The organism is Nocardia sp. NPDC057440 (assembly GCF_042802915.1).
Taxonomy (GTDB): domain Bacteria; phylum Actinomycetota; class Actinomycetes; order Mycobacteriales; family Mycobacteriaceae; genus Nocardia.
In genome coordinates this window covers 98,384-123,899 of the sequence record NZ_JBHVDF010000008.1, presented here as the reverse complement: position 1 = coordinate 123,899, position 25,516 = coordinate 98,384, and the positions used below count along the sequence as shown (strand labels likewise).

The 25,516-nt window shown below is 65.5% G+C and carries 23 protein-coding genes and 1 pseudogene; 10 read left to right on the top strand and 14 right to left on the bottom strand.

The features are described 5' to 3' along the window. Positions 1–273: 273 nt before the first annotated feature. Positions 274–2,715 carry an ATP-dependent helicase HrpB gene (gene hrpB / locus ACFU4Z_RS18660; RefSeq protein WP_379064508.1) on the bottom strand — a complete coding sequence of 814 codons (2,442 nt, stop codon included), beginning with the start codon at positions 2,713–2,715 and terminating at the stop codon, positions 274–276. Between the two features lie 377 nt (positions 2,716–3,092). Here hrpB and ACFU4Z_RS18655 point away from each other — a divergent pair, with 377 nt between their 5' ends. Further along, positions 3,093–4,157: a PQQ-binding-like beta-propeller repeat protein gene (locus ACFU4Z_RS18655; RefSeq protein ID WP_379064506.1), complete on the top strand. Its 1,065-nt coding sequence runs from the start codon at positions 3,093–3,095 to the stop codon at positions 4,155–4,157. A gap of 262 nt (positions 4,158–4,419) precedes the next feature. Here the strand turns inward: ACFU4Z_RS18655 and ACFU4Z_RS18650 are convergent, their stop codons facing one another. Together ACFU4Z_RS18650 and ACFU4Z_RS18645 are read right to left on the bottom strand one after the other, a co-directional pair. After that, positions 4,420–5,853 (bottom strand): aminobutyraldehyde dehydrogenase, encoded by a 1,434-nt coding sequence (locus ACFU4Z_RS18650; protein WP_379064504.1) that lies wholly within the window; start codon positions 5,851–5,853, stop codon positions 4,420–4,422. A gap of 1,069 nt (positions 5,854–6,922) precedes the next feature. Further along, positions 6,923–7,537: a hypothetical protein gene (locus ACFU4Z_RS18645; RefSeq protein WP_379064502.1), complete on the bottom strand. Its 615-nt coding sequence runs from the start codon at positions 7,535–7,537 to the stop codon at positions 6,923–6,925. 439 nt (positions 7,538–7,976) lie between these two features. Between ACFU4Z_RS18645 and ACFU4Z_RS18640 the strand changes: the two genes are divergently transcribed. The 4 genes from ACFU4Z_RS18640 to ACFU4Z_RS18625 all read left to right on the top strand — a co-directional run bounded on the left by ACFU4Z_RS18640 (position 7,977) and on the right by ACFU4Z_RS18625 (position 13,465). Continuing rightward, positions 7,977–10,226: a serine/threonine-protein kinase gene (locus ACFU4Z_RS18640; RefSeq protein ID WP_379064500.1), complete on the top strand. Its 2,250-nt coding sequence runs from the start codon at positions 7,977–7,979 to the stop codon at positions 10,224–10,226. 277 nt (positions 10,227–10,503) lie between these two features. Beyond that, the gene (locus tag ACFU4Z_RS18635) at positions 10,504–11,328 is read left to right on the top strand and encodes an endo alpha-1,4 polygalactosaminidase (protein WP_379064498.1); all 825 of its coding nucleotides are present in this window, start codon (positions 10,504–10,506) and stop codon (positions 11,326–11,328) included. Positions 11,329–11,720: 392 nt separating this feature from the next. Further along, entirely contained in the window at positions 11,721–12,368 is a 648-nt protein-coding gene (locus ACFU4Z_RS18630; RefSeq protein ID WP_379064496.1) for a HEAT repeat domain-containing protein, read from the top strand. Further along, positions 12,362–13,465, top strand: a complete 1,104-nt coding sequence (locus ACFU4Z_RS18625; protein WP_379064494.1) for a MerR family transcriptional regulator — start codon at positions 12,362–12,364, stop codon at positions 13,463–13,465. The genes ACFU4Z_RS18630 and ACFU4Z_RS18625 overlap by 7 nt, the downstream gene beginning before the upstream one ends. 430 nt (positions 13,466–13,895) lie before the next feature. Here ACFU4Z_RS18625 and ACFU4Z_RS18620 read toward each other — a convergent pair whose 3' ends face one another. The 5 genes from ACFU4Z_RS18620 to ACFU4Z_RS18600 all read right to left on the bottom strand — a co-directional run bounded on the left by ACFU4Z_RS18620 (position 13,896) and on the right by ACFU4Z_RS18600 (position 17,537). Further along, a complete protein-coding gene (locus ACFU4Z_RS18620) occupies positions 13,896–14,279 on the bottom strand; it encodes a hypothetical protein (protein ID WP_379064492.1) in 384 nt (127 codons plus the stop codon). Between the two features lie 316 nt (positions 14,280–14,595). Next, positions 14,596–14,913 (bottom strand): hypothetical protein, encoded by a 318-nt coding sequence (locus ACFU4Z_RS18615; protein WP_379064490.1) that lies wholly within the window; start codon positions 14,911–14,913, stop codon positions 14,596–14,598. 266 nt (positions 14,914–15,179) lie between these two features. Continuing rightward, positions 15,180–16,094 carry a D-alanyl-D-alanine carboxypeptidase family protein gene (locus ACFU4Z_RS18610; RefSeq protein ID WP_379064488.1) on the bottom strand — a complete coding sequence of 305 codons (915 nt, stop codon included), beginning with the start codon at positions 16,092–16,094 and terminating at the stop codon, positions 15,180–15,182. 457 nt (positions 16,095–16,551) lie between these two features. Continuing rightward, positions 16,552–16,875, bottom strand: a complete 324-nt coding sequence (locus ACFU4Z_RS18605) for a putative quinol monooxygenase (RefSeq protein ID WP_379064486.1) — start codon at positions 16,873–16,875, stop codon at positions 16,552–16,554. A 284-nt stretch (positions 16,876–17,159) separates the two neighbouring features. Further along, positions 17,160–17,537 carry a nuclear transport factor 2 family protein gene (locus ACFU4Z_RS18600; protein WP_379064484.1) on the bottom strand — a complete coding sequence of 126 codons (378 nt, stop codon included), beginning with the start codon at positions 17,535–17,537 and terminating at the stop codon, positions 17,160–17,162. 522 nt (positions 17,538–18,059) lie between these two features. On the opposite strand from ACFU4Z_RS18600, the gene ACFU4Z_RS18595 reads away from it, so the two are divergent. Next, complete coding sequence (locus ACFU4Z_RS18595) at positions 18,060–18,350, top strand: hypothetical protein (protein ID WP_379064482.1); 291 nt, start codon at positions 18,060–18,062, stop codon at positions 18,348–18,350. Positions 18,351–18,620: 270 nt separating this feature from the next. After that, on the top strand, positions 18,621–19,400 hold the full coding sequence (locus ACFU4Z_RS18590; RefSeq protein WP_379064480.1) for an enoyl-CoA hydratase-related protein: 780 nt from the start codon (positions 18,621–18,623) through the stop codon (positions 19,398–19,400). Positions 19,401–19,764: 364 nt separating this feature from the next. On the opposite strand, the gene ACFU4Z_RS18585 is transcribed toward ACFU4Z_RS18590, so the two are convergent. From ACFU4Z_RS18585 to ACFU4Z_RS18570, 4 genes are all read right to left on the bottom strand, one after another. Further along, on the bottom strand, positions 19,765–20,436 hold the full coding sequence (locus ACFU4Z_RS18585) for an NAD(P)-dependent oxidoreductase (protein ID WP_379064478.1): 672 nt from the start codon (positions 20,434–20,436) through the stop codon (positions 19,765–19,767). Next, complete coding sequence (locus ACFU4Z_RS18580; protein WP_379064476.1) at positions 20,436–20,873, bottom strand: SgcJ/EcaC family oxidoreductase; 438 nt, start codon at positions 20,871–20,873, stop codon at positions 20,436–20,438. Before ACFU4Z_RS18580 ends, ACFU4Z_RS18585 begins: the two co-directional genes overlap by 1 nt. 176 nt (positions 20,874–21,049) lie before the next feature. Continuing rightward, positions 21,050–21,757, bottom strand: coding sequence for an SDR family NAD(P)-dependent oxidoreductase (locus tag ACFU4Z_RS18575; protein WP_379064474.1), 708 nt, complete (start codon positions 21,755–21,757; stop codon positions 21,050–21,052). Between the two features lie 8 nt (positions 21,758–21,765). Further along, positions 21,766–22,407 carry an SgcJ/EcaC family oxidoreductase gene (locus tag ACFU4Z_RS18570; protein WP_379064472.1) on the bottom strand — a complete coding sequence of 214 codons (642 nt, stop codon included), beginning with the start codon at positions 22,405–22,407 and terminating at the stop codon, positions 21,766–21,768. 94 nt (positions 22,408–22,501) lie between these two features. On the opposite strand from ACFU4Z_RS18570, the gene ACFU4Z_RS18565 reads away from it, so the two are divergent. After that, complete coding sequence (locus ACFU4Z_RS18565) at positions 22,502–22,957, top strand: MarR family winged helix-turn-helix transcriptional regulator (RefSeq protein ID WP_379064468.1); 456 nt, start codon at positions 22,502–22,504, stop codon at positions 22,955–22,957. Positions 22,958–23,061: 104 nt separating this feature from the next. Beyond that, positions 23,062–24,336, top strand: a complete 1,275-nt coding sequence (locus ACFU4Z_RS18560; protein ID WP_379064852.1) for a hypothetical protein — start codon at positions 23,062–23,064, stop codon at positions 24,334–24,336. Between the two features lie 17 nt (positions 24,337–24,353). Here the strand turns inward: ACFU4Z_RS18560 and ACFU4Z_RS18555 are convergent. Both ACFU4Z_RS18555 and ACFU4Z_RS18550 read right to left on the bottom strand, forming a co-directional pair. Next, positions 24,354–24,581: pseudogene (locus tag ACFU4Z_RS18555) on the bottom strand (chloramphenicol phosphotransferase); the annotation flags it as partial. Between the two features lie 26 nt (positions 24,582–24,607). Further along, the gene (locus ACFU4Z_RS18550; RefSeq protein WP_379064466.1) at positions 24,608–24,844 is read right to left on the bottom strand and encodes a hypothetical protein; all 237 of its coding nucleotides are present in this window, start codon (positions 24,842–24,844) and stop codon (positions 24,608–24,610) included. A 265-nt stretch (positions 24,845–25,109) separates the two neighbouring features. Here ACFU4Z_RS18550 and ACFU4Z_RS18545 point away from each other — a divergent pair, with 265 nt between their 5' ends. Further along, positions 25,110–25,280: a hypothetical protein gene (locus tag ACFU4Z_RS18545; RefSeq protein ID WP_379064464.1), complete on the top strand. Its 171-nt coding sequence runs from the start codon at positions 25,110–25,112 to the stop codon at positions 25,278–25,280. Positions 25,281–25,516: the final 236 nt, after the last annotated feature.

The window sequence follows — 25,516 nt, the reverse complement described above, 5'->3', positions numbered from 1 at the left end:
CCCGGCCGGGAAGGGCTGGTGTCGCGGCGACCGTGTGGAATGTATCGGGTGGGCGGTCGACTCAGAAGGCGGTGTTGGGCGTACCGCGGTCGAGGACCGCCGGAGCGCAACCACCTTCGCCGGTCACCGGACCGCACGCAGCACTGCACACACTCGAGTGTTCGCAGTACCTCGTGTTCCGTTGACCGATCGGCTAACGGAACGTAGCTCTTGTGGTCGCACGGTTGCAGGGTTGGTGCGAACCAATCCCACAGCCGAAACGAGGGGTCAGCGTTAGCCCCGGCCCGCGTTGCGGGCCGTGCCTCGGTGGGCGGGCACGGTGGCGGGGTCCTCCGGCCAGGCGTGTTTGGGGTAGCGGCCGCGGAGGTCGGCGCGGACTCGGGGCCAGCCGGTACGCCAGAAAGATGCCAGGTCCGCGGTGACTGCGACCGGGCGTTGGGCGGGCGAGAGCAGGTGCAGCACGATCGGGACACGGCCACCGGCCAGGCGTGGTGCTTCTGTCCAGCCGAAAATTTCCTGCACTTTGACCGCGAGCACCGGCGGGTCGGTCGAGTAGTCGAGGCGGGGGCGACTCCCGGAGGGGACCTCCAAGCGTTCCGGCGCCAGTTCGTCCATACGGGCGGCGTCCGGCCAGGGCAGCAAGCGGCGAAGTGCTGGTCCGACGTCGATGCGTTCGAGGTCGGCGCGGCGGCGGGCGGTGGCGAGTTCGGGGCCGAGCCAGGTGTCAGCGGCGGCGAGCAGTGACTCGTCATCGACCGGTGGCCAGGGGGCGCCGAGGGTGCGATGCAGGAAGTCCAGGCGCTGGCGCAGGGCGATCGCATCGGAATCCCAGCGCAGCAGGCCGAGACCGGTCGAGCTCAGTCCACGACGCACCGCGGCGCCGAGCAATCGGCGATCCGGGTCACGAATCAGCTTCTCCGACAACACGATCGCCCCCAGTCGTTCAACCCTCCGGGCAACCACATCGCCGTCGATCCAATCCACCTCGTCGACGGTCGTCAGCAGACTCGATGCGGCACGGCGGGCCAGTTGCTCATCGGCGACCGCAGCCAACCGTATCCACCCGTCGGAACGACCCGGATCGCGCGTCGCTACGCCGACGGCCAGCCACTCCGCATCGCCAATTCCGGAGCCGGGCGGCAGCGTCACCGCGGTGCCGCCGACCATGAGATAGCTCGCCGACCCCGGGCCGCGTCGTCGCGCCAGCCGCTCCGGATGAGCCAGTGCGACAACGAAAGCCGGATCGTCGACCCCATCCGACGTCTCGACCAATCGTGCCAGCCGCTCGACCTCCCGCCGCCAGCGCGCCGGCCGCTCGCGCCGCAGCACACGCAGACCGGCCGTGAGATCGACTCCGGAGGTAAGTGTGTCGTCGTCGAGGACGGCGGCAACTTCCGCGGCCGCCCGCGCACCCACCTCCGCCGCCCCGTCGAGCAATGCCCGCGCCAACCGAGGATGCAGCCCGATCCGGGCGATGCGCCGCCCACGCTCGGTCACATCACCGTCTCCGCTCACGGCCCCCAACGCGCGCAATACATCCCGGCCGGCAGCCAACCCACCGGGCGGCGGAGCATCCCACCAGGCGAGGCCATGACCATCGGCCGTGCCCCAACACGCCAGTTCCAACGCCAACCGCGTCAGATCCGCCGTCCGAATCTCCGGCTCCGGATAGGCAGGTAGCGTGCCGTGCTCATATTCCGGCCAGCATCGCCACACCCGCCCTGGAGCCTCACGCCCGGCCCGCCCGGCGCGCTGCTCGGCCACCGCCGCGGAAACTCGGACTGTCGCAAGCCCGGACAGCCCCCGCCCCCGATCGATGCGTGGCACCCGAGCCAGTCCCGAATCCACCACCGCCCGCACCCCGGGCACCGTCAAACTGGACTCCGCCACCGCCGTGGACAACACCACTCGCCGCCGCGGCCCGGGCCGCAACGCCGTGTCCTGCCCCGCAGCGGAAAGTCTGCCGTGCAACGGAACGAGATCCACGCCGTTCACATCGGCCAGAAGCGCTGTCGTCCGGCGGATTTCGGCTGCCCCGGGCAGGAAGACCAGCACGTCACCTTCGGTTCCGGCGAGCGCGGCCCGGGTGGCGCGCGCAACCTGCGCTTCGACCCGCTCCCGCGCCAACGACGGAACATACGTCATGTCCACCGGATAGGTCCGGCCCTGGACCTGCACCACCGGCGCCGCACGATCCCCTCCCAAAAGCGCCGAAAGACGTTCGGCCGCAACAGTCGCCGACGTAGCAAGAACCCGCAGGTCCGGCCGCAACCCAGCCCGAGCATCGAGCAGCAACGCCAACAACAGATCCGCGTCGAGATGCCGCTCATGACACTCGTCGAGCACAACCACATCAACCCCCGCCAACTCGGCATCGCCCTGCAACCGTCGCACCAGCAACCCCGACGTGACGACCTCGACCCGAGTCTCCCGCCCTACTCGCCGATCCCCTCGGACCGAGTACCCGACGGTCTCCCCCACCGACTCCCCCAGCAGGGCAGCCATCCGCCCAGCTGCGGCTCGAGCAGCCAACCGTCGAGGCTCAGCCACCAGCACCCGCCCCGCAGTCCCCGCCGCCAACGCCAACGGCACCAACGTCGTCTTCCCGGTCCCCGGCGGCGCGACCAGCACAGCAGTCCCGCGCTCGGCCAACGTCTCGACAATACGATCGAGAACGGCACGGACCGGTAGATCAGGAAGCTCAGGCAGTTTCATTACCAACCAGTCTGCGGCCTCGGCTCCAATCAACAACGCCCTACCCACCACACGGACTGCGATAGAACGCCCCGCTTTGTGTGCGAATCTGTCACAAAACAGGGCTCGTCGTCCTCATCCTCGTGCGGTAGCAGCCCGACCGAGGTCATCGGTGTCGGCGCGGTGGGGCCGCGCGCTTGCTCGGCCGCCCCGGCCGTCCGTCGCGGTTCCCGACATCGTCTGCAATCGCCGTCTATGTCGGAGCAGCGCCGATCTAATGTGCTAGCGCGGACAAGACTCGCCATCGGCTCTCGCGCCGAGCTGAACAACGCCCTGCACACCCTCACGTTGACTCAGGTGCGCATGCCCGGAACCCGTGGGCGGCCACCCCCGGTCAGGTGGTGCTTCCTGCTGGACTGACCGTTGGACCGGTGCGCATGCACGGCATCGATCCGAACACCGGCCAGGTGCGATGGACGACCGATGTCGGCGAACTCCTCGGTTGCCGTGAGCAGGTACTCGACGGACAGCTCGCCTGCCACGGCACGCATCGGGTGTTGATCATCGAGGCCGCGACGGGCGCGATACTCGGGAACCATACGACGGACTTCGAGGTCATGGACGTGGCGGTGCGAGACGGCGTCGTTTCGGTAGCCGGCCGAACCCCGGACTGGATGACCGCCGTCGTCACCCGAGGGACCGCTTCCGATATCGACGCGACCTGGCAGCGGACGTATCCGACACCTGTTCCCGGCGACCCGGTCACTCCCAGGATCGATGTGCTCGCGGACTACTTCCGGGACGGGCACGACCATGGCGTTCGCGTCTACGATCTGCGCACCGGCGAGCCGCTGTTCACCGGACCCGTTGCCTACACGTTCGACGGCGGCATTCTCGCTTCGCAGGTGTTCGAACGCGGCTGGAGCGCGGGAAGGGTCACGCTTCTCGATCGCAATGGCCACCCGATCGCCGAGGTCAGCAACGCCAGCTTCATCCTCGAGTGGTACCCCGCTTCGACCGCGACGCCGCCGCCGATCCTCACTGGCGAGAGTGCCTACGAGCGAACGACAGGCCGAGTCCTCTGGACCAATGCGCAGATCGGCATCGACGAGCACACCGGACGCATGAGCGCGATAGAAGGAGTAGTGGATAACACCGTGATCGTCCGATCGCTCGATGGATCAGAGCTGGCCGGCCTCGATCTCACTGACGGACACCGAATCTGGCAGCAGCCGACGCCGTTCGCGAACACGTCACGCTACGACGGCATAACGGACGCAAGCCACCTCATCCTGACCGACGGCACCACCGTGCACGCGATCGACGCCGGAGACGGTTCGACCGTCTGGTCGATGCCGCTACCGCCCAGTGGCAGGCCCAGCTTTCGCTCGGCGGTGAAGACGATGGGTGGCCGCATGGTCACGGTGACCGCGCATGAATTCACCGGATACGCTGCGGCATAATGTGATTTGAACAGTCGGCGGCAGCCTCATCGGCGGATCCGGTTGGCGATCACAAGGGCCGAGCTACTGGCTCGGTCGGTCCGAACATCAGCGGGCGACATCGACCGCTTTCTCGAGTCGTCGTCGTTCTCTTCGGTCGACGTCGGCTCCAGCCACTCGGCGGTCCGGTGGCCACGCGGTACGACAAGTCGGCCATTACCTACCGCGCTGGAGTCGTCCTGGCCATGATCGTCGAATGGCTCAGGTCATCGGGAGACAGAATTTAGTCGATCTTGGCCATCACATGCTTGACGCGGGTGTAGTCCTCCAGCCCGTACATCGACAGGTCCTTGCCGTGCCCGGACGACTTGAACCCGCCGTGCGGCATCTCGGCGATCAGCGCGGTGTGGGTGTTGATCCACACGCAGCCGAAATCGAGCGCGGCCGACACGCGGAGCGCTCTCGACACATCCTTGGTCCACACCGAGGATGCCAGCCCATACTCGACGCCGTTGGCCCACTGGATCGCCTCGTCTTCGTCGGTGAACGACTGCACAGTGATCACCGGGCCGAAGATCTCGTTCTGGCTCAGCCGGTCATGTTGCAGTAGCCCGCCGATGACCGTCGGCTCGACGTAATACCCGTGGTCGCCCTGCCGGTGCCCACCGGCCACGACCGAAGCGTGATCGGGCACCTCGTCGAGGAAGCCGAGCACCCGCTGTAGTTGGTTGGCGTTGTTGACCGGTGGCACCCAGGCGTCCTGGTCATCGACGGCCTTGCCGAACGTCGTTGTTGCACTGCCGGCCTGCTCGCCCAGCGCCGCAGCCAAATCATCGGCCACCGACGCGTGACCGAGCACCCGGGTGGCCGCCGTGCAGTCCTGCCCGGCGTTGAAGTAGCCCGACGCCGCGATCCCCTTGGCGGTAGCAGCGATATCGGCGTCGGGGAACACGATTACCGGCGCCTTGCCGCCCAACTCCAGATGTGTGCGCTTCAGGCGGCCACCGGCCGACTCCGCGACCGCACGGCCTGCGGCCACCGAACCGGTGATCGACACCATCTTCGGGGTCGGATGCGCCACCACAGCCGCACCGGCCGCCCGGTCACCGACTACCACGTTGAGCACGCCTGGCGGTAGGTGCTTGGAGGCCAGTTCGGCCAGCATCACCGTCGTCACCGGGGTGGTGTCGCTCGGCTTGATCACCACAGTGTTGCCCGCCGCGATCGCGGGAACAAACTTCCAGATTGCCATCATCATCGGGTAATTCCATGGCGTCACCTGCCCGATGACGCCGACCGGCTCTCGGCGGATCCACGATGTATGGCCCGCCAGGTACTCGCAGGCCGACTTGCCCTCGAGTACCCGTGCCGCTCCCGCGAAGAATCGGGTCTGGTCCAGCATCTGCGGGATCTCCACGGCCACGGTGACGTGGTTCGGCTTGCCGGTGTTGCGGCCCTCGGCCTCGACAAGCGCGTGGGCGGCATTCTCCAACTCATCGGCGAAATCCAACAGCGCCTTCTGGCGGCGCGACGGCGTCGTGCGCTTCCAGTCGCAGAACGCCCTGGCCGCCGCTGCGTACGCGTTGTCGATGTCCTGTTCGTTGGACGCCGGGGCGGTGCCGTACTGGTCGCCGGTGGCGGGGTCGACGAGCGCCATCGTCGCACCGCCGACCGAGTCGACGAGCCGGCCGTCGATGAAGTTCTGGACCACTGTCATGATGTCTCCTCGGTTGCTATGTTCAGTCGACGATTCTCTGACGTGGAACGTTCGGTCGACTTGGCATCTGGTCGCCGTCGCCTGCCACTACTTGTTCATTAACATTTCGATGTTATCGACACCGAATGGATTGAGCTTACTCTTTTGTCGCCGCTGCGGCGACGCGGCCAGATCCTTGCTTATTCACGGTGAATAGCATTGTTTCATCTTCCATTGCAACGACTTTCGCCTGCACCGCAACGGTCATTTCAAGTTCCGGAAAAACTGTGGGTCATTGAATACGCCTTCCACGCCCAGAATCTCCTGCCTTGCGGTAATTGCTGACCCGAGCCAATGCCCATGGTCCGACACGACCTGTTTTCTTCACCACTTTGCTTATGTTGACGCAGCGTTCGCCATCGCCTTGTCGTGCCTGCGTGACGGCCCCTACACGCTGTGGACCGCTCCCCGCATCGCAGTCGACCGCGGCGAAGGACACAGCGGACTCGCCTTCGATTCGACTCTGCCCCGACACCCCACCCGAACCGCGCGTTCACGCCGCAACCACGCCGCAACCACGCCGCATCAACACACGCGGCGAACACGTTTTGGGTTGTGCTACAGCGCTGCCCGGACTGCGCGATCCGTGCAGCGGTGACAAAAACGGTGCTGATCAGCAGCTTGGTCATAGTCTGCTGATCGCCGATCTCCTGCTCCGGTTGGGTCGAACGGGAACGACGTTGGCGCCACCGGTGTTTCCTGACGAACTAATGAAGATGCCAGACCGAGAAATCGCTGACCTTGGCCTTTCCCCGGGGGCTACGACTGGTTTCGCACGATCAGCGATTTGAGGAAACGATTCCCGCATGGGCATACCGGGAAATATGCGTTCATAGACTTCGACCTGGGCGACCCGGCTCGCGCAGGGACCCCCGTAGCCGGGCTTCCTCAGCCAGCGATGCCGGGATCGTCTGTGGCCCGAGTCGTGTACATGTCTCGACCTCAGCACAGCCGACGACCCGATTCCGACACCGCCACTGGGCGGCGTCTCCAGCAGTCGCGCCGCCCTCCTCCAGAACTACGCAAAGCGTCAGTGCACGTCAACCTGCAGCCTTGCAGGTTGACCAGCATCCTTCGACGGAAACTCGAAATAGCTGATCGCTGGGGTGGTGACCAAGACGCTGAACCCGCTACCCAGAGAGGCCGATACTTTACAAGCAGGGGTCACATCGATCGGCTGGGGACTCGAGTTGGCTGGGAGCACTAGAGCGCCGATTATGTTGCCTTCGGAGGGGCCATTCATTGCATTCACAGAAGCTTCGTCCCACGCTGGCGAAGTCGCCTTCACGTACAGCGTCTCAGATCTTGGCGAAGGGTTTTTCAAACCCACCATGGTAAGCACGCACCGGTCGACTCGTCCGGGTTTTTGGGCGGTTTCATCGGGCAGCATGAACCCGATGATCGCAGTGACGATAGCCTGACCGCTCGTGCTGACTTTCAGCCTGGTGTCAGTACCGAGGCGATGCTGGTAGCAGTCGTTGTCGGGCGCGTCCGGGCATAGAACAGTAGCGCGCATAAGTGTCGCGTCTTTGAAGGCCGCGAGGTCATACGACTGAGCAGCAGCAGACACTGTATGAGGGGTCGCCAACACAATCGCAGGCCACAAGATGGCAGGAAGAACAACGCGCAGCGATTTCGCAGACATAACTCACATCCTCCGTCTGGTTGCGGAGCCAGGTTGTTGTTTCTACGGAATCCGAATCGCCTAGGCACGGTAGCTAACGGTCGCGTCGAACGACGTGTACGGAGTTCGGATGATCATCAGGGTTTTCTGTCATGGTTGCCGCCTCGCTGATGGCGGTCCGCTTGTCCAGCAGCAGTCCTTCGGTGCATCTCCATGATGGCCCTCTCCTGACATTCCGTGTCGGCTTCCACGGACATCGATGTCGCGTCGGCAGGTCATGCCGCTGACACTTTCGTGTCGCCTTCACCCCCGACACCAACGGCGACCTACTCGCCCCGAGGGAACGGATGGACAAGCGGGCGGTAACGGCGTAAAGCTGTTGATGAAGTGCCGACTACCCGGTCTGATCGATTCACGACCCTCCGTGCGAGAGCCGGGATCAACTTCGAGGCGAGCGACGATGGGTGAGAATCTCGGCGCGAGCACCTCCAACCTCGGTGGCGTCCGCGCGACGGCAACGCAGACCGCGTTGGCGACCCTGGTTACCCAGTTCGCCGAACGCTGGCACTCCTCGAGCGAACCGCCCAATCTGTCGGTTCACCTGCCGGCGGAGCCCGCGCTGCGGCGAACCGTGCTGATCGAGCTGATCAAAGTGGATATGCACGAACGCTGGCAGCGCAGCGACGACGCGCTGCGCCTTGCCGACTATCGCGAACAATTCCCGGAACTGGGCGCTGCTCCGCTGCCGCCGGATCTCATCTACGAGGAGATCAGCGCCCGCAGCCACCGCAACGACGTCGACCTGACCGAATACCAGCACGACTACCCGACCCAGATGGCGCACATCACCGAGGGCTTCGACCTGAGCGGCCCGCGCACCACCCTGCTGGCCGACCCCACGGCGCTCGATGCCATCGACGCCATCGCTCCGGGCTCCACCGTCGACGACTTCGACCTGCTGCTGCCGCTGGGCCGAGGCGCCTTCGCGCGCGTATTCCTGGCTCGGCAGCGATCGATGGGGCGGCTGGTCGCGGTGAAGATCTCCCACGACCGCGGCGCCGAACCACAGACGCTGGCCCAGCTCGACCACGACCACATCGTCCGTGTCTTCGATCAGCGGCAGATCACTGAACAGCATCTGAAACTCATGTACATGCAGTACGTTCCCGGCGGCACCCTGCTGGGTGTGCTGCGACTGCTGCACCGCACCCCACCGGCCGAACGCAGCGGCAAGCTGCTGCTGGCGGCTATCGACGCCGCCACCAGGAGCGGCGGCGTGGTCGAGCCGCAGCCCTCGGCCGCGCGCGCGGAGCTCGAACGGCTCACCTGGCCGGAGTCGGTCGCCTGGCTCGGCAGCCGCCTCGCGACCGCCCTGGACTATGCCAACCGCCACGGTGTGCTGCACCGCGACGTCAAGCCCGCCAATGTGCTGCTCACCGCCGACGGTCAGCCCAAACTGGCCGACTTCAACATCAGCTTCAGCCGTCATCTGCCCGGCGCGAATCCGGTTGCCTACTTCGGTGGCTCGCTGTCCTACATGTCACCCGAACAGCTCGAGGCCTGCCACCCCAGCCTGACCACCACTGCCGCGGATCTGGATACTCGCAGCGACCTCTACGCGTTGGCGGTGGTCCTGTGGGAACTACTCACCGGACGGCGGCCGTTCGACGACGGACCCGGGGCTGGTGAATCGGAGCAATCGCTGCAGGCGATGATCGATCGACGCCGCAGGCCCGTGGACGCGCACCTGGCGGCCGAGCTGCCCCCCGAGTGCCCGGCAGTATTGCGCGATGCACTGCTCACCTGCCTTGCGTCCGACCCCGCCGACCGTTATTCCAGCGGCGCCGAACTGGCTCTGCGACTGGAATTGAGCCAGGATCGGGCCGCACGTGACCTGATCGTCCCGCCCGCACACAGCCTGCGGGCTCGGCTGCACATGCGGCCGGTGCCGGTGGTGATTCCGGCGGGCATGTTCGGCCAGGTCGTGGCCGGACTGTACCTCTCAGCGCACAACGTCCGGCTGATCCAACTCCAACTGGGATCCGAGGCCGCCGGGCGGTTGACCCACCTGGGGTATCTGGTGATCGCGATCTCCTTCCCGGTCGCGACCGCCGGGCTGCTGTACTGGTGCCGCAACGTCTTCCTGGTGCCCGACGGCCTGCGCCGGGGCAAGCGCTTCGACGAAGCCACCCTCGCCCGGGCGCGCGCCGACACCCTCGCCTGCGGTGACCGGATCGCTGCCGTCGCATTCATCGGTTGGATCCTGGCCATGGGTATCTTCCTGGTGAAGCTGCTGACGCTCGGGCCGCTGCCGGCCGGATTGCTCGCGAATCTCATCGCCTCGAGCCTCATCGCGGCCGCGGCGGCGGTCGTGTATACGTATTTTCCAGCCACATTCTTCGTCTTGCGCTGGTACTACCCGGGTTTGGTCGCCGCCGGGCACACCTACCCCGACGACTCGACCCGGCTACACCGGCTGATCCGGCGCAGCCGCCTGTATCTCGGTGTGGCGGCCTCGGTTCCGCTGATCGGCGTGCCGGTAGGGCTGATGTTCCTGACTCCGCACCAGCAGCACACGGTGATCGGCTCGATCGTAGCCTTGTGTGTCGGTGGGTTTCTCGCCTTCGCTGTCGCGCTGGCCACCTTCTACGCTCTGCAACGGGATCTGGAGGCCCTCGACCACATCGTGGATCCCCATCCCCACTTCTAACACTCTCCAGCTGTGCTTCGTGATGTAGGTGCTGTCGATTCCGCTGCTGGCTCGGTGGTTTCGGCAGGAGCCCGTGTGTCTTGTGCCGATCGATGAGGATCTCTCGGCGTGGGTGGCCGCGGTCGGGCCGCCACCGACTGTGGGGACTTTGACGGGGCCGGCCGGTGATGGTTGTATCTGCCTGTGCCTGAAGGGTTTCCGGCACGGCGCGTGGTGGGGGCAGTGGCCGGTGAAGCCCTTGGGGCCGAAGCCATCATCATGGAGCGAAAAGAGTCTCGTGATCACCATTTCCACCGCACGCATTCGTCGTCGCTCAGCGACCGCACTGGCGCTCGTCGCCGCGGCCACCGGCATCGTTGCGCAGCAGGCCGGTACCGCGAGCGCCGCGCCGGCAATAACCCTGCCTCCGATTCATGCCGGGTTCGACTACCAGATCACCAGTCCCTACGATCCGCCGGCGGGAGTCACGGTCGTCAGTCGCGATCACAGCGCCGAGCGGGCCGACGGGTTGTACAACATCTGCTACGTGAACGGCTTTCAGGTCCAGCCGGGTGCGGAGAGCGCGTGGCCGGAGGACCTATTGCTGCGCGACAAGGACGGCAAGGTCGTCTACGACACGAGGTGGAAGGAGGCGCTGCTGGATATCCGCACAGCCGACAAACGCATCCGTATCGCGGACAAAGTCAACCAGTGGATCGACGAATGCGCGAACAAGCGTTTCAATGCCGTCGAGGTCGACAACTACGACAGCTACAGCCGATCGAAGGAGCTGCTGACCACCGACCAAGCGGTCACCTTCATCACCATGCTCGCCAAGCACTCGCACGACCGCGGCCTGGCCATCGGCCAGAAGAACGGCGCCGAACTCGTGGATAAAAGGACCGCCGCCGGACTCGATTTCGCGGTGTCCGAAGAATGTGGTGACACCTCGGAGTGTGGTGACTACGCGACGGCTTACGACAACCACGTCATCGATATCGAATACACCGAACCAGGCCTGTCGGCGGCGTGCGAAGGCTACGCAAGCAGGCTGAGCATCGTGCTCAGGGACGTCGACGTCTCCACTCCGCGTGATCCCGGCTACGTCCGGAAGACATGCTGAAACCGGCGAAAGCGCAGCACTGATGTCGAATTCTGTTGGCAATCAACCAGTCTCATGCGACAGGACCGACGAAGGACTCCTGGCCGCTAGATCTGGCGACTGCGGTCAAGCGTGGGTGAAGCTGTTCAGGCATCACACCGACGTCACGTGGGACAGCGGTCCATCGGCGGTCATCGCTGGTCTACACAGGACGTTGCCCGGCAGACAACACCGGCCGGGGAACGCGGTCAGCGGCAGAAGAGTGCATCCGATGGGCCGAGCTACCCATGCGATGGTGAAGTAGCGATGTAGACGGCGTCTCGCCCGTGCACTTGACATTGTCACTGTGTCAAGGACTTCACTGGCTGTCGGAGGTGGTCCACATCAACTCGACACACAGGAGTCCACAGGACATGCGACTGCTCGAGGCATTGGCGGCTGGGGACTCGTCAACGCGGCTCACGGCGGCCCTGACAGCCGGCACGCATCCCGAGTCCGGTTTCGTCGATCCGCTCGTAGAACGGTGCGCGATCGAGCCAGACTTCTTCGTGCGCGACATGCTCACATGGGCGCTGACCCGTCACCCGTCGGAAATCACGGTTCCGAAACTCCTCGCGGAACTCCGTTCCGAGCGCGCTCAGGCCCGGAGCCAAGCGTTGCACACTCTGTCCAAGATCGGGGACCCGAACTCCTGGCCGGCGATCACGCGGTCGTTGCTGCACGACGCCGATGACGAGGTCGCGCGGAGTGCATGGCGCGCTGCCGTCGTTCTCGTGCCCGACAGGCAGAAGGAAAGGCTGGCCGCGGAACTGGCCACGCAGTTCGGCCGCGGTGACCGAGAGGTCCGGCTGAGTCTGAGCCGTGCCCTCGTCACGCTCGGAGACGTGGTCGAGCCGGCCCTTCGGACGGCGATGGCAAGCTACGACCCGACGGTGCGGGCACATGCGCGCGCCACGGAGCGGCTCCTGCGTGACCCGGATGCCGGATTCGACCTCGCAGTTGACGAGGCGAGACGAGTAGTCGCGCTCGGTCCGGATCGAGAGGAGAAAACCGCGTGCTGATCGGCGAGGTGGCGCGGCGCTCGGGGGTGAGCGCCCGGATGCTCAGGCACTACGACACCCTCGGGCTGGTACGACCGACAGGCCGCACCATGGGTGGCTACCGGGAATACTCCCCCGAAGACATCCGGCGGATCTTCCACATCGAGGGGCTACGGTCCCTGGGACTGTCACTGAGCCAAATCGGACGCGCTCTCGACGATCCTGGATTCACCCCGTCCGCACTGGTCGGCGACCTCATCCGAAAAACCGAAGAACGACTGCATCGGGAGCAAGAACTCCTCGAGCATCTCCGTGCGGTCGATGCGGCCGAGCCCTCCGGTTGGCAGGACGTCGCGCGCATCGTCGAGCTCCTGCACGGACTCGCATCGCAGAGTGCCGCCCGGCGGCAGCAGGCCGCCCTCGCCCCGACCGAGGACCTGTCGATGCCCGCCGAGCTGCTGGCCGAGGCGGTCCTCACCGAATCCGATCCGAACGTTGCCGGGGCCCTGCGGTGGGCCCTCGCACGGGCCGGCGGTGACGGTGTGGCGAGCGTGGCATCCGGCATGGCCTCCGAAGACGTCGACGTCCGGCGGCGCGCGGTCCTGGCGCTCGCCGAGCTATCGGGCGACGAGGCGACCGCGGTGCTTACGGACGCGCTCGAGGACGCGGACACGACGATCCGCAGACATGCTGCTCTTGCACTCGGTGCGCGAGGCGTGACCATGGCTGTGCCTGCCCTCGTCGGCACGGTCGTCGCGGGCCCGAACGATGTCGAGGCGGCCGAGCTCTTGGGAAATTTGGCACAGGACGCGAAGTGGGCGGACTGGATCCTGAGTGCGCTGGTCGACGAGCTCACCACACACGCAGCGAACTCGGCGGTGCGGATGCGACTGACCCAGGCACTCGCCGAGATGCCGGGGACTATCGCACTGGACACCCTGCGGCAACTGGCCGGCGACGATGATCGGGCCGTGGCCCTCATCGCCTCGGCTCTCGCGGAAACGCTCGAAGAACGGCCGGACGAGGAAATCCGAGACACCGCGGATAGCGAAGAACCACGTATCGGGCTATCCAACGTCCTCCATGGAGACCAGCCTGTCGATGCGGATCCGGCATGATGCGTTCTACCGTGCCGCCGCCCTTGTTTCCGAGGCCCGGTCAACACTGCAGATGCTCGCTCATCGGCTACTTAACACTGGCGGTAGGACTTGATCCCGGCCAGGATCAGGTCCAGGTGCCCGGTGAGAAGCTCCCTAATCGGCTGCCCGCCTGCGTCATTGGCGTGACTCCCGAATCACGACCGGAAGCTACACCGCAAACCGAAGCCGCACATCAGGATTGTTCGTTTGCCGCTCCTGACACGATTCAGGCCGACCCCCTCGACTCGTTTGGCAAACTGGCGGTCCGACCGGATCGGGTTACTCGGCGACCGGACTCCCAGCGTGGGCGCCACCGCTGGACCAAAGCCAGGAATACGGCCTGATGGAGGTCATACTCAGCCAGCGCGGTGGTCGAACCGCTGCCATCGTGACAGGTGAAAGCCCTGGGTTAGGGTTGGGCGATGGCGTAGAGGTAGGCGAGGCTACCGTCGCCGGCGTCGGCCTGGGATAGGTAGAGCAGTTGCACGCCCACCGGCAAGGGCGTTCCAGGCTCGACGGTGTGCTCGCCGTCCGTACAGCTGATGACAACGACACCCCCACCGCCATCACTGTCCACCACATACCACGGGGATTCGGTGGGGTTGGTGCGCGTCCCCAGCGGGACCTGGAAGCCGATCCCCCACTTGACCACCCCTTCCTCCTGCGCGGCCAGGGTGAGGATGTAGCTGATAACCCAGCCCACCGCCTCAGGGGGATAGGTCTGCTGCCACGAGTCGACGATCTGCACATCGACATCGATCGGCGGCGGTGCGTCAACTGGTTGTTCGGTCATGAGCTCTCCTCGTTCAAGGTGAGACGGCATACTTGCTCCCCATCGGGGGATCCAGGCGCGCCTCGAGCGGCAGCCAGCATTCACGAACGTTGCTAATCGCATTGTAGTGCAAGGCAATTCGGCACACTGGAGATCGCGACGCAATCGCAGGACCCGGCAGGTGACGCTGCAAAACAGATCGCTCGGGCAAAAGCTGCCTGAACCCACAGGCATGAGCGGACGCTCGGGGTCATGCCGCATACCTACGCACAGTGAGGGTGACAAATCCAAGTTCGATTGTGGTGCTCCCCTTACCGCGCGCCGGGCGAACCGCCGCCTAGGGGCGTTGCACTGTGAAAGTGCGTGAAGCCTCCGCGCTTGTTCCGTTCGCGGTCGTCTGCGTCACACGGACCTGCACCCGGCCCGGGTCCGCCGCCAGCTCCTCGAAAGTCTTCACAACCCACACGTCGCCATCTACTCCGTCCGGTGGCGTGCCGACGGATGTGCCGAGGCCCAGCAGGGGGATGTTCTTCGTTGTCGCCGTCACTGTCACTGTCGCGCCGCGGAGGCAGGTGCCGCTGATCGTGGCCCCTGGGCCGACAACTGCGCCTTCGGCGGGACTGGTGATAGTCGGTCGGGGTGGGATCTCAGCCATGGGTGGTTCCTTCCAACAGCACAGATACTTGCCAGCCGCGGACCGAAAGGTCCACCACAGCAAAAGATTACGGGAACAACGGCCGGTTGCTGCACGATATCCGGCCGCAACGACGCGCTGTCCAGAACTACAGCGATTTCATCCACAGACCGCGCGCCACGCGGCAATATAGGACGTTGGCCAGGCGCCGAAGCGAGTGTTCCTCAACCTGCCGCGGGTCGTCCTGGTGCGCACCGGGATGCGCAGGCGGCCTGCCGCATTCAGCGTCAACCGATCCGCAGCGCGCTCAGGATCGGGTCGTAGGCCCAGTTCAACATGCGCTCGGCGTCGTCCTTTGCGGCGACGTCGCTGTCGGGTGAGCTGTGCAGGACCACACCGATCAGCGGTATTCCCGCCCTGACCGTCTCGAACAGCAGGCAGGTTCCCGCAGCGTCGGTGTATCCGGTTTTGATGCCGATCGTGCCGGGATAGTGGTGCAGCAGCAAGTTCGTTGTCTGCCAGAGGTGAGCCCGGTTGGCAGGGCCGGCGGGCAGGTGATAGCTCTGCGAACTGGCGACGTCGCGGAACACTGGCAGGCTCATCGCGCGCAGGCCGAGGGCCACAAGGTCCGATGGCGTGGAGTAGGTGGAGTGGTCGGTGGGGGCGGGCAGCCCGCTGGGATCGGTGAAATGTGTTCCCGCCAAGCCCATTTGATGCGCGGTGTCGTTCATTTTGGCGATGAAGCCGTCTTGGCCGGGCCCGTAGGCCTCGGCAAGGGTATAGGCGGCGTCGCAGCCGGACGGCAGCATCATCGCGTAGAGGAGCTGTCGCGCGGTGAGCACCTCGCCGGGGACCAGGCCCGCGTTGCTTCCGTCGTACTTGATGCCGTAGGCGACGATTTCTTGCGGCACGGTAATGGTCCGGTCGAGGTCGCCGGCGTTGATCACGACCAGTGCCGTCATCACCTTCGCGATGCTGGCTATCGGGACCGAGGTGTTCGGCTGTCGCGACCACAACATCGTGCCGGTGATTCCGTCTGCCAACGCCGCTCCCGACGCCTGCACTTCGCCTGGCTCAGGAGTCAGCCAGGGCAAGTGAATATGGGCGTCGCTCGCGGCGGGGGCAGCCGCGACGCCATGACCGGCCACCACGACCAGCGCCCCGGCGACGGCAGCCTGCAACAATCGGGCAAATGTCCGCATTGGCCACATTCTGCCGTGCGACCCTGTCAACCAGTGGGATTTCATCGACCGAATTATCGTGCCGCTCCGGCAACAGCATGCAATCGGCTAATCCACCATGCTCTGAGCCCGACGCTTCTCGCGTGCGGCCGCTCGCTTAGCGAGCATGGCCGTGCTCCAGCTCCCCCTTGCCATCGAACATGCCTCGTCCGCTCTCGGCGCCGCCGTCAACCAGTTGGTTCGAACATCGCTTGCTCGCGGAGAAAGCCCGTGGAACCGCGAACTACTCACGGCACCATTGCCTCTCGCGTTCGCCTCGAACTCGACCGAGCTCGCGGACGAGGTTCGGGCAGCTTTGCTCGAGTGGACCGAGGACCCATCCTCGACTCACAATCGCCCCGGGACGGTGCCGATATCGACACAGTCGCAAGAATGTCCAGCGAGGCCGGGCTGCGGTGGCGGAATTTCGCAGAAGCGGCTATTCGACGGTCATCTCCCCCATTTCGGACCAGTCAGTGGCATCGATGGTCTGACTGATGATGCGCGGAGTCTGCGCGAGTGCCGCGGGAAGTTCGGCCATCGCGGCCTTGAAGTGGGGGCTGCCGACGTGCGCGCCGCCGGCGGCCTGGTCTCGGAATGCCTCCACCAGGACGAATTCGGTCGGGTCATCGACGCTGCGAGACCAGTCGAACCAGAGGTTGCCCTCCTCGGCTCGGGTGGCCGCGGTGAATGGGCCGACGAGGTCGAGCCATTCGTCCGCCTTTTCGGGCTTGGTCTTGAATTTGACGACGATAAAGATCATTGCGTACCTCCTGCGGTCGGTCGGGCCGCCGCGACACAGCCCAACTCCCGCTGTTGCCGGACGGTGATCGTTGCGAGCATCCATTGTCGGGCGGTCAGTAGATGTTGCAGGGCCATACGGATCATCCATGCGAACCATCAATATTGTCGGGTCGGTGGGGACTGCAAGCCGATGGCACGGCGGACCGTTTCGGCCGAATCCACGCTACTGCCCCAGCACTCCGACCGCGCCGACCGACCCGGTCGACGCCGTGCTATGCCTGATCCCGCCGTGATGAACCCGCGCTAGATGCTCCGCAACCCGCCGAAGAACCCGACAATCCTACGGATTCGCCCCTCCGCGGAGACCTCCAGAAAATCCACTCCATCCGGCAACGCCGTGCCATCCGCCCGCACCAACCGCCAGCCGAACCGAGCCATCCCATGATGAGCATCTACCCGGCTGACCCGCATCACCCGCATCCCCGGCTGCTGCGCGAACACCGCATCGATATGAACCGCCAGCTCATCGACCCCAATGGTGTGCACGGTCGGATCGGTATACGTCGCCCCCTCCGCCAACGCGTCGCCGAGAAACCTCCGCCGCCGCACCGGATCCGGATCACTCCACCCCGCACAGTACGTATCGATCAGCGCATCGAACACACCATCCGCCTCAGCCATTCCGCCATCCTCACCCAATACCCGGCAACATCACCCAGTGTGGGTCACGAAGCGACACAGCCCAGCACCGGGCCCACCAACCACATCCACGCCCGCTGCGGGAGAATCGCCCACGAACGGCTCAATTATCTTTCACACCAACCGCATTCGATGCGAGGGCGTTGATTCTGACGAAACGGGGCGGGTGCCCCGTGCGGCCGAATCCGCTACCGTTCGGATGCTGAGCCGGGCTGGCCACATCTGGGTTTCCCTGATGATTGAGTGAGTTCAAGGACTCCCGAAGGAGCAGGATGGACGAGTAGTGGCACGCGCATCGTGCCGCCGCCAAGAGGCGCGAGGATCTCGTGTCGTCGAGGTGCAGACCGGTACCTACTTCGGCGAGACGACGTCGTCCGGCTTGACGACAACTACGCCCGCGGGGCGGACTGCTCGGCATTGACGCCGGGAATTCACCGATGAACGACGCCAGAATTCACTGGCATAACCAGAATGGGCGACCGGGTATCGAGAAGAGGTGATCGCATGACGGCGGAACGTCCAACCGATGAGCAACTGCGGCAATGGCTGTACGACGCCGAATACGACTGGGATGCCGAGGACGACGACCGGCCGATGCCATCGAACACCTTCCCGGTCTACTACGACGACGCCTACCAGCCGACTCTGGCGGCGGTGTTCCGGGAGCTTCTGGAGTACCGCCACAGAGCGCGCAGGCATCACCTCGTCGCGGAAGCCATGAACAACCCCGACCCCGCTGTAGCCGGTCGTGCTGCCAACGAACTGCACAAACTGATCCGAGAGGGCGACGAATGACCGGCGGCGGTGAAAGGATCGGCGTGGTGAGCACAGCGACCGGATGCGGCACCTACACGCCCAGAGCGACGTTTTACACTCTCACGTTGCTGCTGACGAGCAGCCCTACGCTTAGCTCTTGATCTTGCCTGCCGTCACCACTGCCGTGCATCCCCCACGGCGAGACGGACTTCGTCGGTGTCCCCGGTAGAGGGGGCATCAGCCGTGCGGGACTGTTCTGGATCACTCAGAGGTGTCGTGTCGTTGCCCGCAGAGATCTACGGTGGAGATATGACCGCCTTGGAGCATCACCATTTGCTGGTCGCGCGAGACGGCGACACGGTGCGCATCACCATGAACCGGCCGCAACGGCGCAATGCGTTGTCGGGCGAGCATCTGGCCGAACTGCTCGCCGCATTCCGCGCCGCCGGCGAGACCGACGCCACCGGGATAGTTCTTGGCGCGCACGGTCCGGTGTTCTCCGCAGGACATGATTTCGCCGATGTCGCCGCGCGCGACCTCCTCGGCGTGCGGGAACTGCTCACACTGTGCACCGAGCTCATGTCGACCATCGAATCGGTGCCGCAGGTGGTGATCGCCCGAGTGCACGGTCTGGCCACGGCCGCCGGTTGCCAGCTGGTGGCCTCATGCGATCTGGCCGTCGCCGCCGAATCGGCCGGTTTCGCGCTTCCCGGCGGCAAGGGTGGCTGGTTCTGCCACACCCCCGCGGTGCCGGTGGCCCGCGCCGTCGGCCGTAAACGCCTGATGGAACTGGCCCTCACCGGCGACCCGATCGATGCCCGCACCGCCGAACAGTGGGGCCTGATCAACCGAGCGGTGCCAGACGCCGAGCTGGATACCGCCGTGGACGAGCTGCTCGCTCGCGCTACCCGGGGCAGCCGGGCCAGCAAGGCACTCGGCAAACGCACTCTCTACGGCCAACTCGACCGCCCTGAAGCAGATGCCTACGCCCTCGCCTTGGAAGTCATGGCCGCCGCCGCTCAACTTCCCGGCGCCCGCGAAGGGATGGCGGCCTTCCTGGCGAAGCGCACACCCGTCTGGCCCGATTAGCGCCGCCAGGGGACTCCGCTCGGCAGCCGAAAACCGCGATCCTCCTGTCACGGTTCGCGGCGCCTAGCCCTTGTTCTGCTGGTCGCTCACCCATCCCTGATGAGGGCGCATGCCGATGTAGCAGAGAAACGCCGAATGACGTTGCCGGGATCGGCGGCGCTATGCGGTCGGCGCACACTCAGCCTGGGATGTCTCGAGCCACAGCCGGCGTTCTGCACAGACCGCGCGCCCAACGGCATGAACGGGAGTTCTTCTGGTGTTGCGTCCAGGAATGAGTTCGGCTTGCTGCGGCAGGCGCGGTGGACGGGCCGCAGCGTCCGAGCCGGTGATGCCAGGATCAGGACAGTGGATAAACCAGCGCCTCTCATCGACTCGCTGATCTGCCGACCACCGTGGCGTTGCGGAGAACTCGCCCCGACGACACCGAAACCGCAACGTTGTGGGTGTGTGGGTCGTCGATGGCGTCGAGTAAGTAGGCGGCGAGGTCGGCGCGCGAGATCTGCGGACCGACCTTCGATGTGGCGCCCAACGAGACTCGCGGAATTGTGGCGCCGAGTTTGTCGGTGAGCCGGGTCGGGCGTACGGCGGTCCAGCGCAGCGAACTCTCGGTGAGGAATTGCTCCATCCGCGCCATGTCGGCGTAGGTATGGCACATGATCCGGTGCAGTGCGGCGGCCAGCACTCTGCTCGCCGGCCCGGCATCGGCCGGAACATCCAGTCCTGCAGAGGAGATGACGAGGAGTCGACCGCCGGGCGGCATGGCGGCGATGATCTCGGTGGTGCTCGCGGAGTAGACGATGGTGGGGGCGCGGTCGGCGGCGCCGAGTGCGGAGATCACCGCATCGTGTCCGACGAGCAGTCCGTGCAGGGACCCCGGAACGGTCGGATCGGCGATGACCTCACGCAATCCCGGTGCGGGTGACAAACTTCCGGGCCGCCGGACGATCGCGGTCACCTGATGCCCGCAGGCCAGGGCCTGCTCGACGACGATCCGGCCGGTGCGCCCGCTCGCGCCGACGACGGCAATGCTGGTCATCAGCGGGCGGCGGGACGGGTTGCGGGCTGGAACGTGAACGACACGGCCTCCATCACGGGCTTGTGCTGGGTCTTCTGCACGGCCGCGATGTGCCAGCCGCAGGTTCCCCGAACAACGGTGTAGGTGGCCAGCTTTCCGAGCTTCTTCGGCTCGCCCTTGGAGGATTCGCCGCGAGTCAGCACGACGGCGGTATCAGCGCCGTAGCGGCGGATCTCGAGGATGTCGACGCTGAGCCGGGAACCTTTGAGGAAGCTGTCGAACAAGGCCTGGTGGGCGCGGCCGATCTCGTCACCGCCGTGGTAGACGGTGCCGACGTAGGTCACGTCGGTGGCGTCGGCGGTGAAGCAGGCGCCGTATGCCGTGCCGTCGCCACGGTTCCAGGCGTCCTGGCTGCGTTCGATCAGGGCGCGGATGGCGGTGGTGTCGTCGGTGGTCATGGTGAGCTCCCTAAAGGTTGTCGGTGTCTGGGGTTGGTGGCCTGGACGCCCAGGACGGTGGGGTGAAGCTAATAGGTGCTTGCCGCGTTTGTGGCTCCGAAGGAATGGCTACCCGCCGTGCTGGACGCTCCGGCCACTGATCGATCTGACGCAGGAGTCGGTGGCGGGCGGGGAATTCAGTGCGCGAGGGCGGACAGTGCGACCCGGCGCGGCAGCCGGCACAGCACGGCGACGAACATCCGGTTGGTCCGGCTGGTGAAGGTGACCGGACCGGACTTGCCGGACAGAGCTTTCCGGGCAGCGTGCACGACCTGCTCGGGCGACTGGAGCAGCCAGGACGGCACATCCTCGACGGCCCTCACGCTGGTCGCGGTGACGCCGGGGCACAGGGCAAGCACCTTCACGCCGCGCGATTTCTGTTCGTGCCACAGTGTTTCGGAGAAGGTGGTGACGAAAGCTTTCGATGCGCTGTAGACGCTCATGCCCGGCTTCGGGGTGTGTCCGAGGGTCGAGGAGACGTTCACCAGCGCACTGCCGGGCGCCGCTTCGGCGAGGAAGGCGTGGGCCAGCACCACTACTGCTCGGCAGTTGAGATCCAGTGTGGTCAGCGCTGATTCGAGGGGAATGTCGGTGAAGCTGCCATGTGTGGCGGTGCCCGCGTTGTTCACCAGCAGCGTGTATCCGCCGGCACGTAGTGCCGCCACGACGACCTGCAGCCCGTCCTCGGTCGCGAGGTCCGCGACCAGATTGTCGTGTCCGTCGCCGAGTTCGGTCATCAGCTCCTCGAGCGCATCCTTCCCGCGCGCCACGGCTGTCACCGAGTACCCGGCGGCGGCCAGGGTGGTCGCGAATACCCGCCCGATGCCTGCGCTCGCGCCGGTCACCAGCGCTTTCACCGCTCGGCCAGCGGCTTGGTCGCCGGGTCGAAGAGGAAGGAAACACGTTCCATCACGGGGTTGCGCTGGGTGTTCTGGAACGCCGCGATCCGCCATTGACCATCCTGTTCACGCACCAACGTGTAGGTCTGGGTCTTGGACAACTCGGCGGGTTTGTCGTCAGAGTATCGGTCGCCCCGGCTGGTGACGATGGCGACGGTGCCGCCGTAGAACCGGGCGTCGAGGTAGGAGTCCGCGAGCTTGGTGCCCTTCAGGAAACCCTCGAACAGTGCGCGGTGCGCCTCTGTCAGATCGCCGCGGCCCTGGTAGTGGGTGCCGAGAAAGGTTGTGTAGGTGGCGTTCTCGGTGAAGGTCGCGCCGTAGGCGTCGGCGTCGTTGCGGCCCCAGGCCGCGGTCATCGTGCTCAGCGTGGTGCAGACCGCCCGCAGGTCGGTGTCGGAGCCGCCGTCGGGGACGACGCTGGTGCACTCGGCGACGCCGGTGTTGTGCACCTCGGAGGTGCGGTCCAGCCAGAGGTAGCCGCCCGCGGCGATCACCCCGAGCGTGAGGGTGGTAGCGCCCAGTGCTCGCACGATGGTGCGGCGCCGGGATCTGGTCGGGGCTGTCGGGGTGGCCGGGTTGATGTCGATGGTGGTCATAGCGTGAGCCTCTCGTGTATTCTTCTGCTTAGAAGATGTTTCTTCAGTGAAGATGTTTCTTCGTTGAGGAAGAGATTACGAGAAAGGCTGACCCTTGTCAACACCTCGGCACGGAAGCGATCCGGGCACGATTTTCCGCCGGTATCTGAGTTCCGTTGTGCTGCATGCTCAAGCGGGCGCCAAAGCCGTCGACCTCGGCGCGACCGACCTCTACGCGCTCAACATCCTCGAGCTGACCGGGCCGATGACGCCTGGCGAACTCGGTGCACGCACCGGCCTCACCACCGGCCCGACCACACGGCTCATCGACCGCCTCGAACACGCCGGCTATGTGCGCCGCGGCGCGGATCCCGGCGACCGGCGCAAAGTCATCGTCGAACCCATCGATCAGCCCGCCGACCTGGATGAGGTGCTGACTCCGGCCCGGCGTCGGATCGGTGACATCATCGCGAGCTACACCCCGGAACAGCGCGAGGTGCTGTTCGACTATTTCGCCCGCGCCGCTGAGGCGTTCCAGCAGTCGGTCGACGACATCGCCGACCGGAGCTGAGCGTGCCGCAGCATATGGCATTCCCTGACGTCGCTGCCGGGCTGGCGCGAACTCCGGTCGAAACAGGAAACCGCGGGCGCTGCAAGCAGGATTAGGGTCGGTGTGTGATCTCGTTTCGGACCATCTTGGGGGCGATGTATGTCGCCGTCGCGGCTCTGCTCACGCTGCTGATCCTCGTCCCGCAGGTTCGGCTGTATCGGAATGAGCAGCCGGGCGCCGACGTTATCGCCCAATTACGTTTTCTCCGTGCGGAATTGGGATCGGGGGCCGGGGAGGAGATGCAGGGCATGTTCCCCGAGGGGTACTTTTTTTCGCACGCGTTGTACGGATTGACGTGGACTGATGTCGCGCGCGGCGACCCAACGTATCGGGACGAGGCGCTTCGGGAGGCGCGCTGGGCGCTGCAGCGTTTAGGGTCCCCTTCGGGGCGAGCGGTTTTCGATGCTCGACTGCGCCCGGCATACGGGGTCTTCTACGTCGGATGGTCCAGCCGATTGCGCGGGGCCGTGATCGAACTCGCCGGTGCCGGCGCACCGGAGACGGCGCAATTCACCGCCGATTGCGAGGCACTCGCGGCGGCGTTCGATACCGACGGGCCTTTCCTTGCAGCGTATCCGGGCCAGGCCTGGCCCGTCGACGGCGTGGTGGCTGTGGCCGTGCTCAGGTTGCACGACCGTATCGTGGGTTCGCGTTTCGAGCCGGTGATCGCCCAATGGCTCACCTCGGCTCGCGCGCACCTGGACCCGACCACCGGTCTACTGCCGCACCAAGCGACACCCTTGAAGGAAGGTGCGCGCGGCTCGTCACAAGCAATGATCCAGCGGTTCCTGCCCGAGATAGATGCCCCGTGGGCCAGACAGCAGTACAGCGCATTCCGCCGAATATTCGTTGATACCCCGCTCGGCCTGCCAGGGGTGCGCGAGTATCCGCACGGCCACAACGGCGCAGGCGATGTGGATTCCGGGCCACTCATTCTCGGTGTCAGCGCCTCGGCCACGGTGGTCACCATCGGCGCGGCCCGAGTGCACGGCGATCAATCCTTCGCCGGTCCAGCCACCAGTCTCGGCGAAAGCCTCGGCATACCAGTCACTCTCGGTGACTCCAAACGCTACGCCTTCGGCGCCCTCCCCATCGGCGATGCCTTCCTGGCCTGGTCATTCGCCGCACCGCGCGCCACCACCGCGACATCGTTTCCACCGGCGGTCCCTCGGTGGTGGCGGATACCCTGGCACGCGCTCGCGCTAACGCTCGTCGCCCTGCTCTGGTTCCCGATAGTCCGCGAACTCGTCGTCACGTGGACACGGTCTGCTGTCGTTGCAGCACGGCTCCGGCCAGTTCGGCGGGCGGTTCCCGCGGTCGTGTCGACGATCGTGTCGTAGACGCGGCCGTGGTCGTGGACCGTGCGGAAGTGGCCGCGGGCTAACCCGATTTCGCTACCGCGAACCAGTTCCCGCTGCTCCGCCGCGGCCAGCGGACACGTGACGCAGACCAGCTGAACGTCCAGGCCCGCCAGCGCATCCATCCACATCGGCAGCAGATCTGGGGTCAGCAGCATCTCGTCGATGACCAGATGATCACCGCTGTGGGCGAACTCGGCGGCTGCAGCGCATCCGGACCGCAGCATTCGCCGGCCGAGGTGGCCGTAGCGGACTACCACCAACGGGTGGTCATCGACGTCGCGGCCGGTGCGGTCGTACCAGAATCCGTCACAGCTGAGCGGGCCATCGCGTCCACCGCCCAGTTCGGCGGTACCAAGTGGAACAGTCTATGCCCCAGTAGACGAATGGGGTCGCTCTCGTCCTGGATGGACCGGGCCAAGGTGGTCTTGCCCGAACCCGATGTCCCGTTGAGGACGATAACCCGACCAGGGAGTTCAACGCTCCGCATTCGACCACACTATCCAGTCAGTCCGGTGCATCCGTACCCCAAGAGCCGATGCCCGCCTGCGCCCGCCACTGGGCAATACTGTGCGTTTCCACCGCCGACCGAGTTGTCCTCTCCGACAGCCGGTCAACAGCGGCCGACAGACAGCGCGCCAGCGGCAAGAGCGGATGTTGTGGACTGCACTCGACGATGCCGAATCCGCTCTTCTGGTGACGATGTTCTGCGCACCAGGACAACCGATGCTGATTCCAGCAAGCCCAGCTGGGACGTGATCACCACCCAGGACCTCAACATTCCGGTCGAGGCACAGCGGTTCATGGCCGAGCGGGCGCATTCACATGTCACCGAAGTCATCGCATCGCACTCGGTCGCCGTCTCGCATCCAGATACAGTCGCCGACGTGATCGAGCAGGCCGCGCGGCACACCGCCGCTCACTGAACATTGCGAAAGGCACTCGAGGAGAACAGAAATCATGGATCTGACACTGGAAGTCACGTGCTGCCCGTCGCCGACGGCTACCGCGGACACCTCGCCTGGCCCGGAATGTTCGCTCATCTCGGCACCGGCGTCACCGCGCCCGGAACCCTGCAACGGACTACACCTGATCGGACGGCAACGGCGGGTCCCCGCAGAAGTCTCCCAGCGTGCGCCCGGCCGCTGATCCACTCATCGAA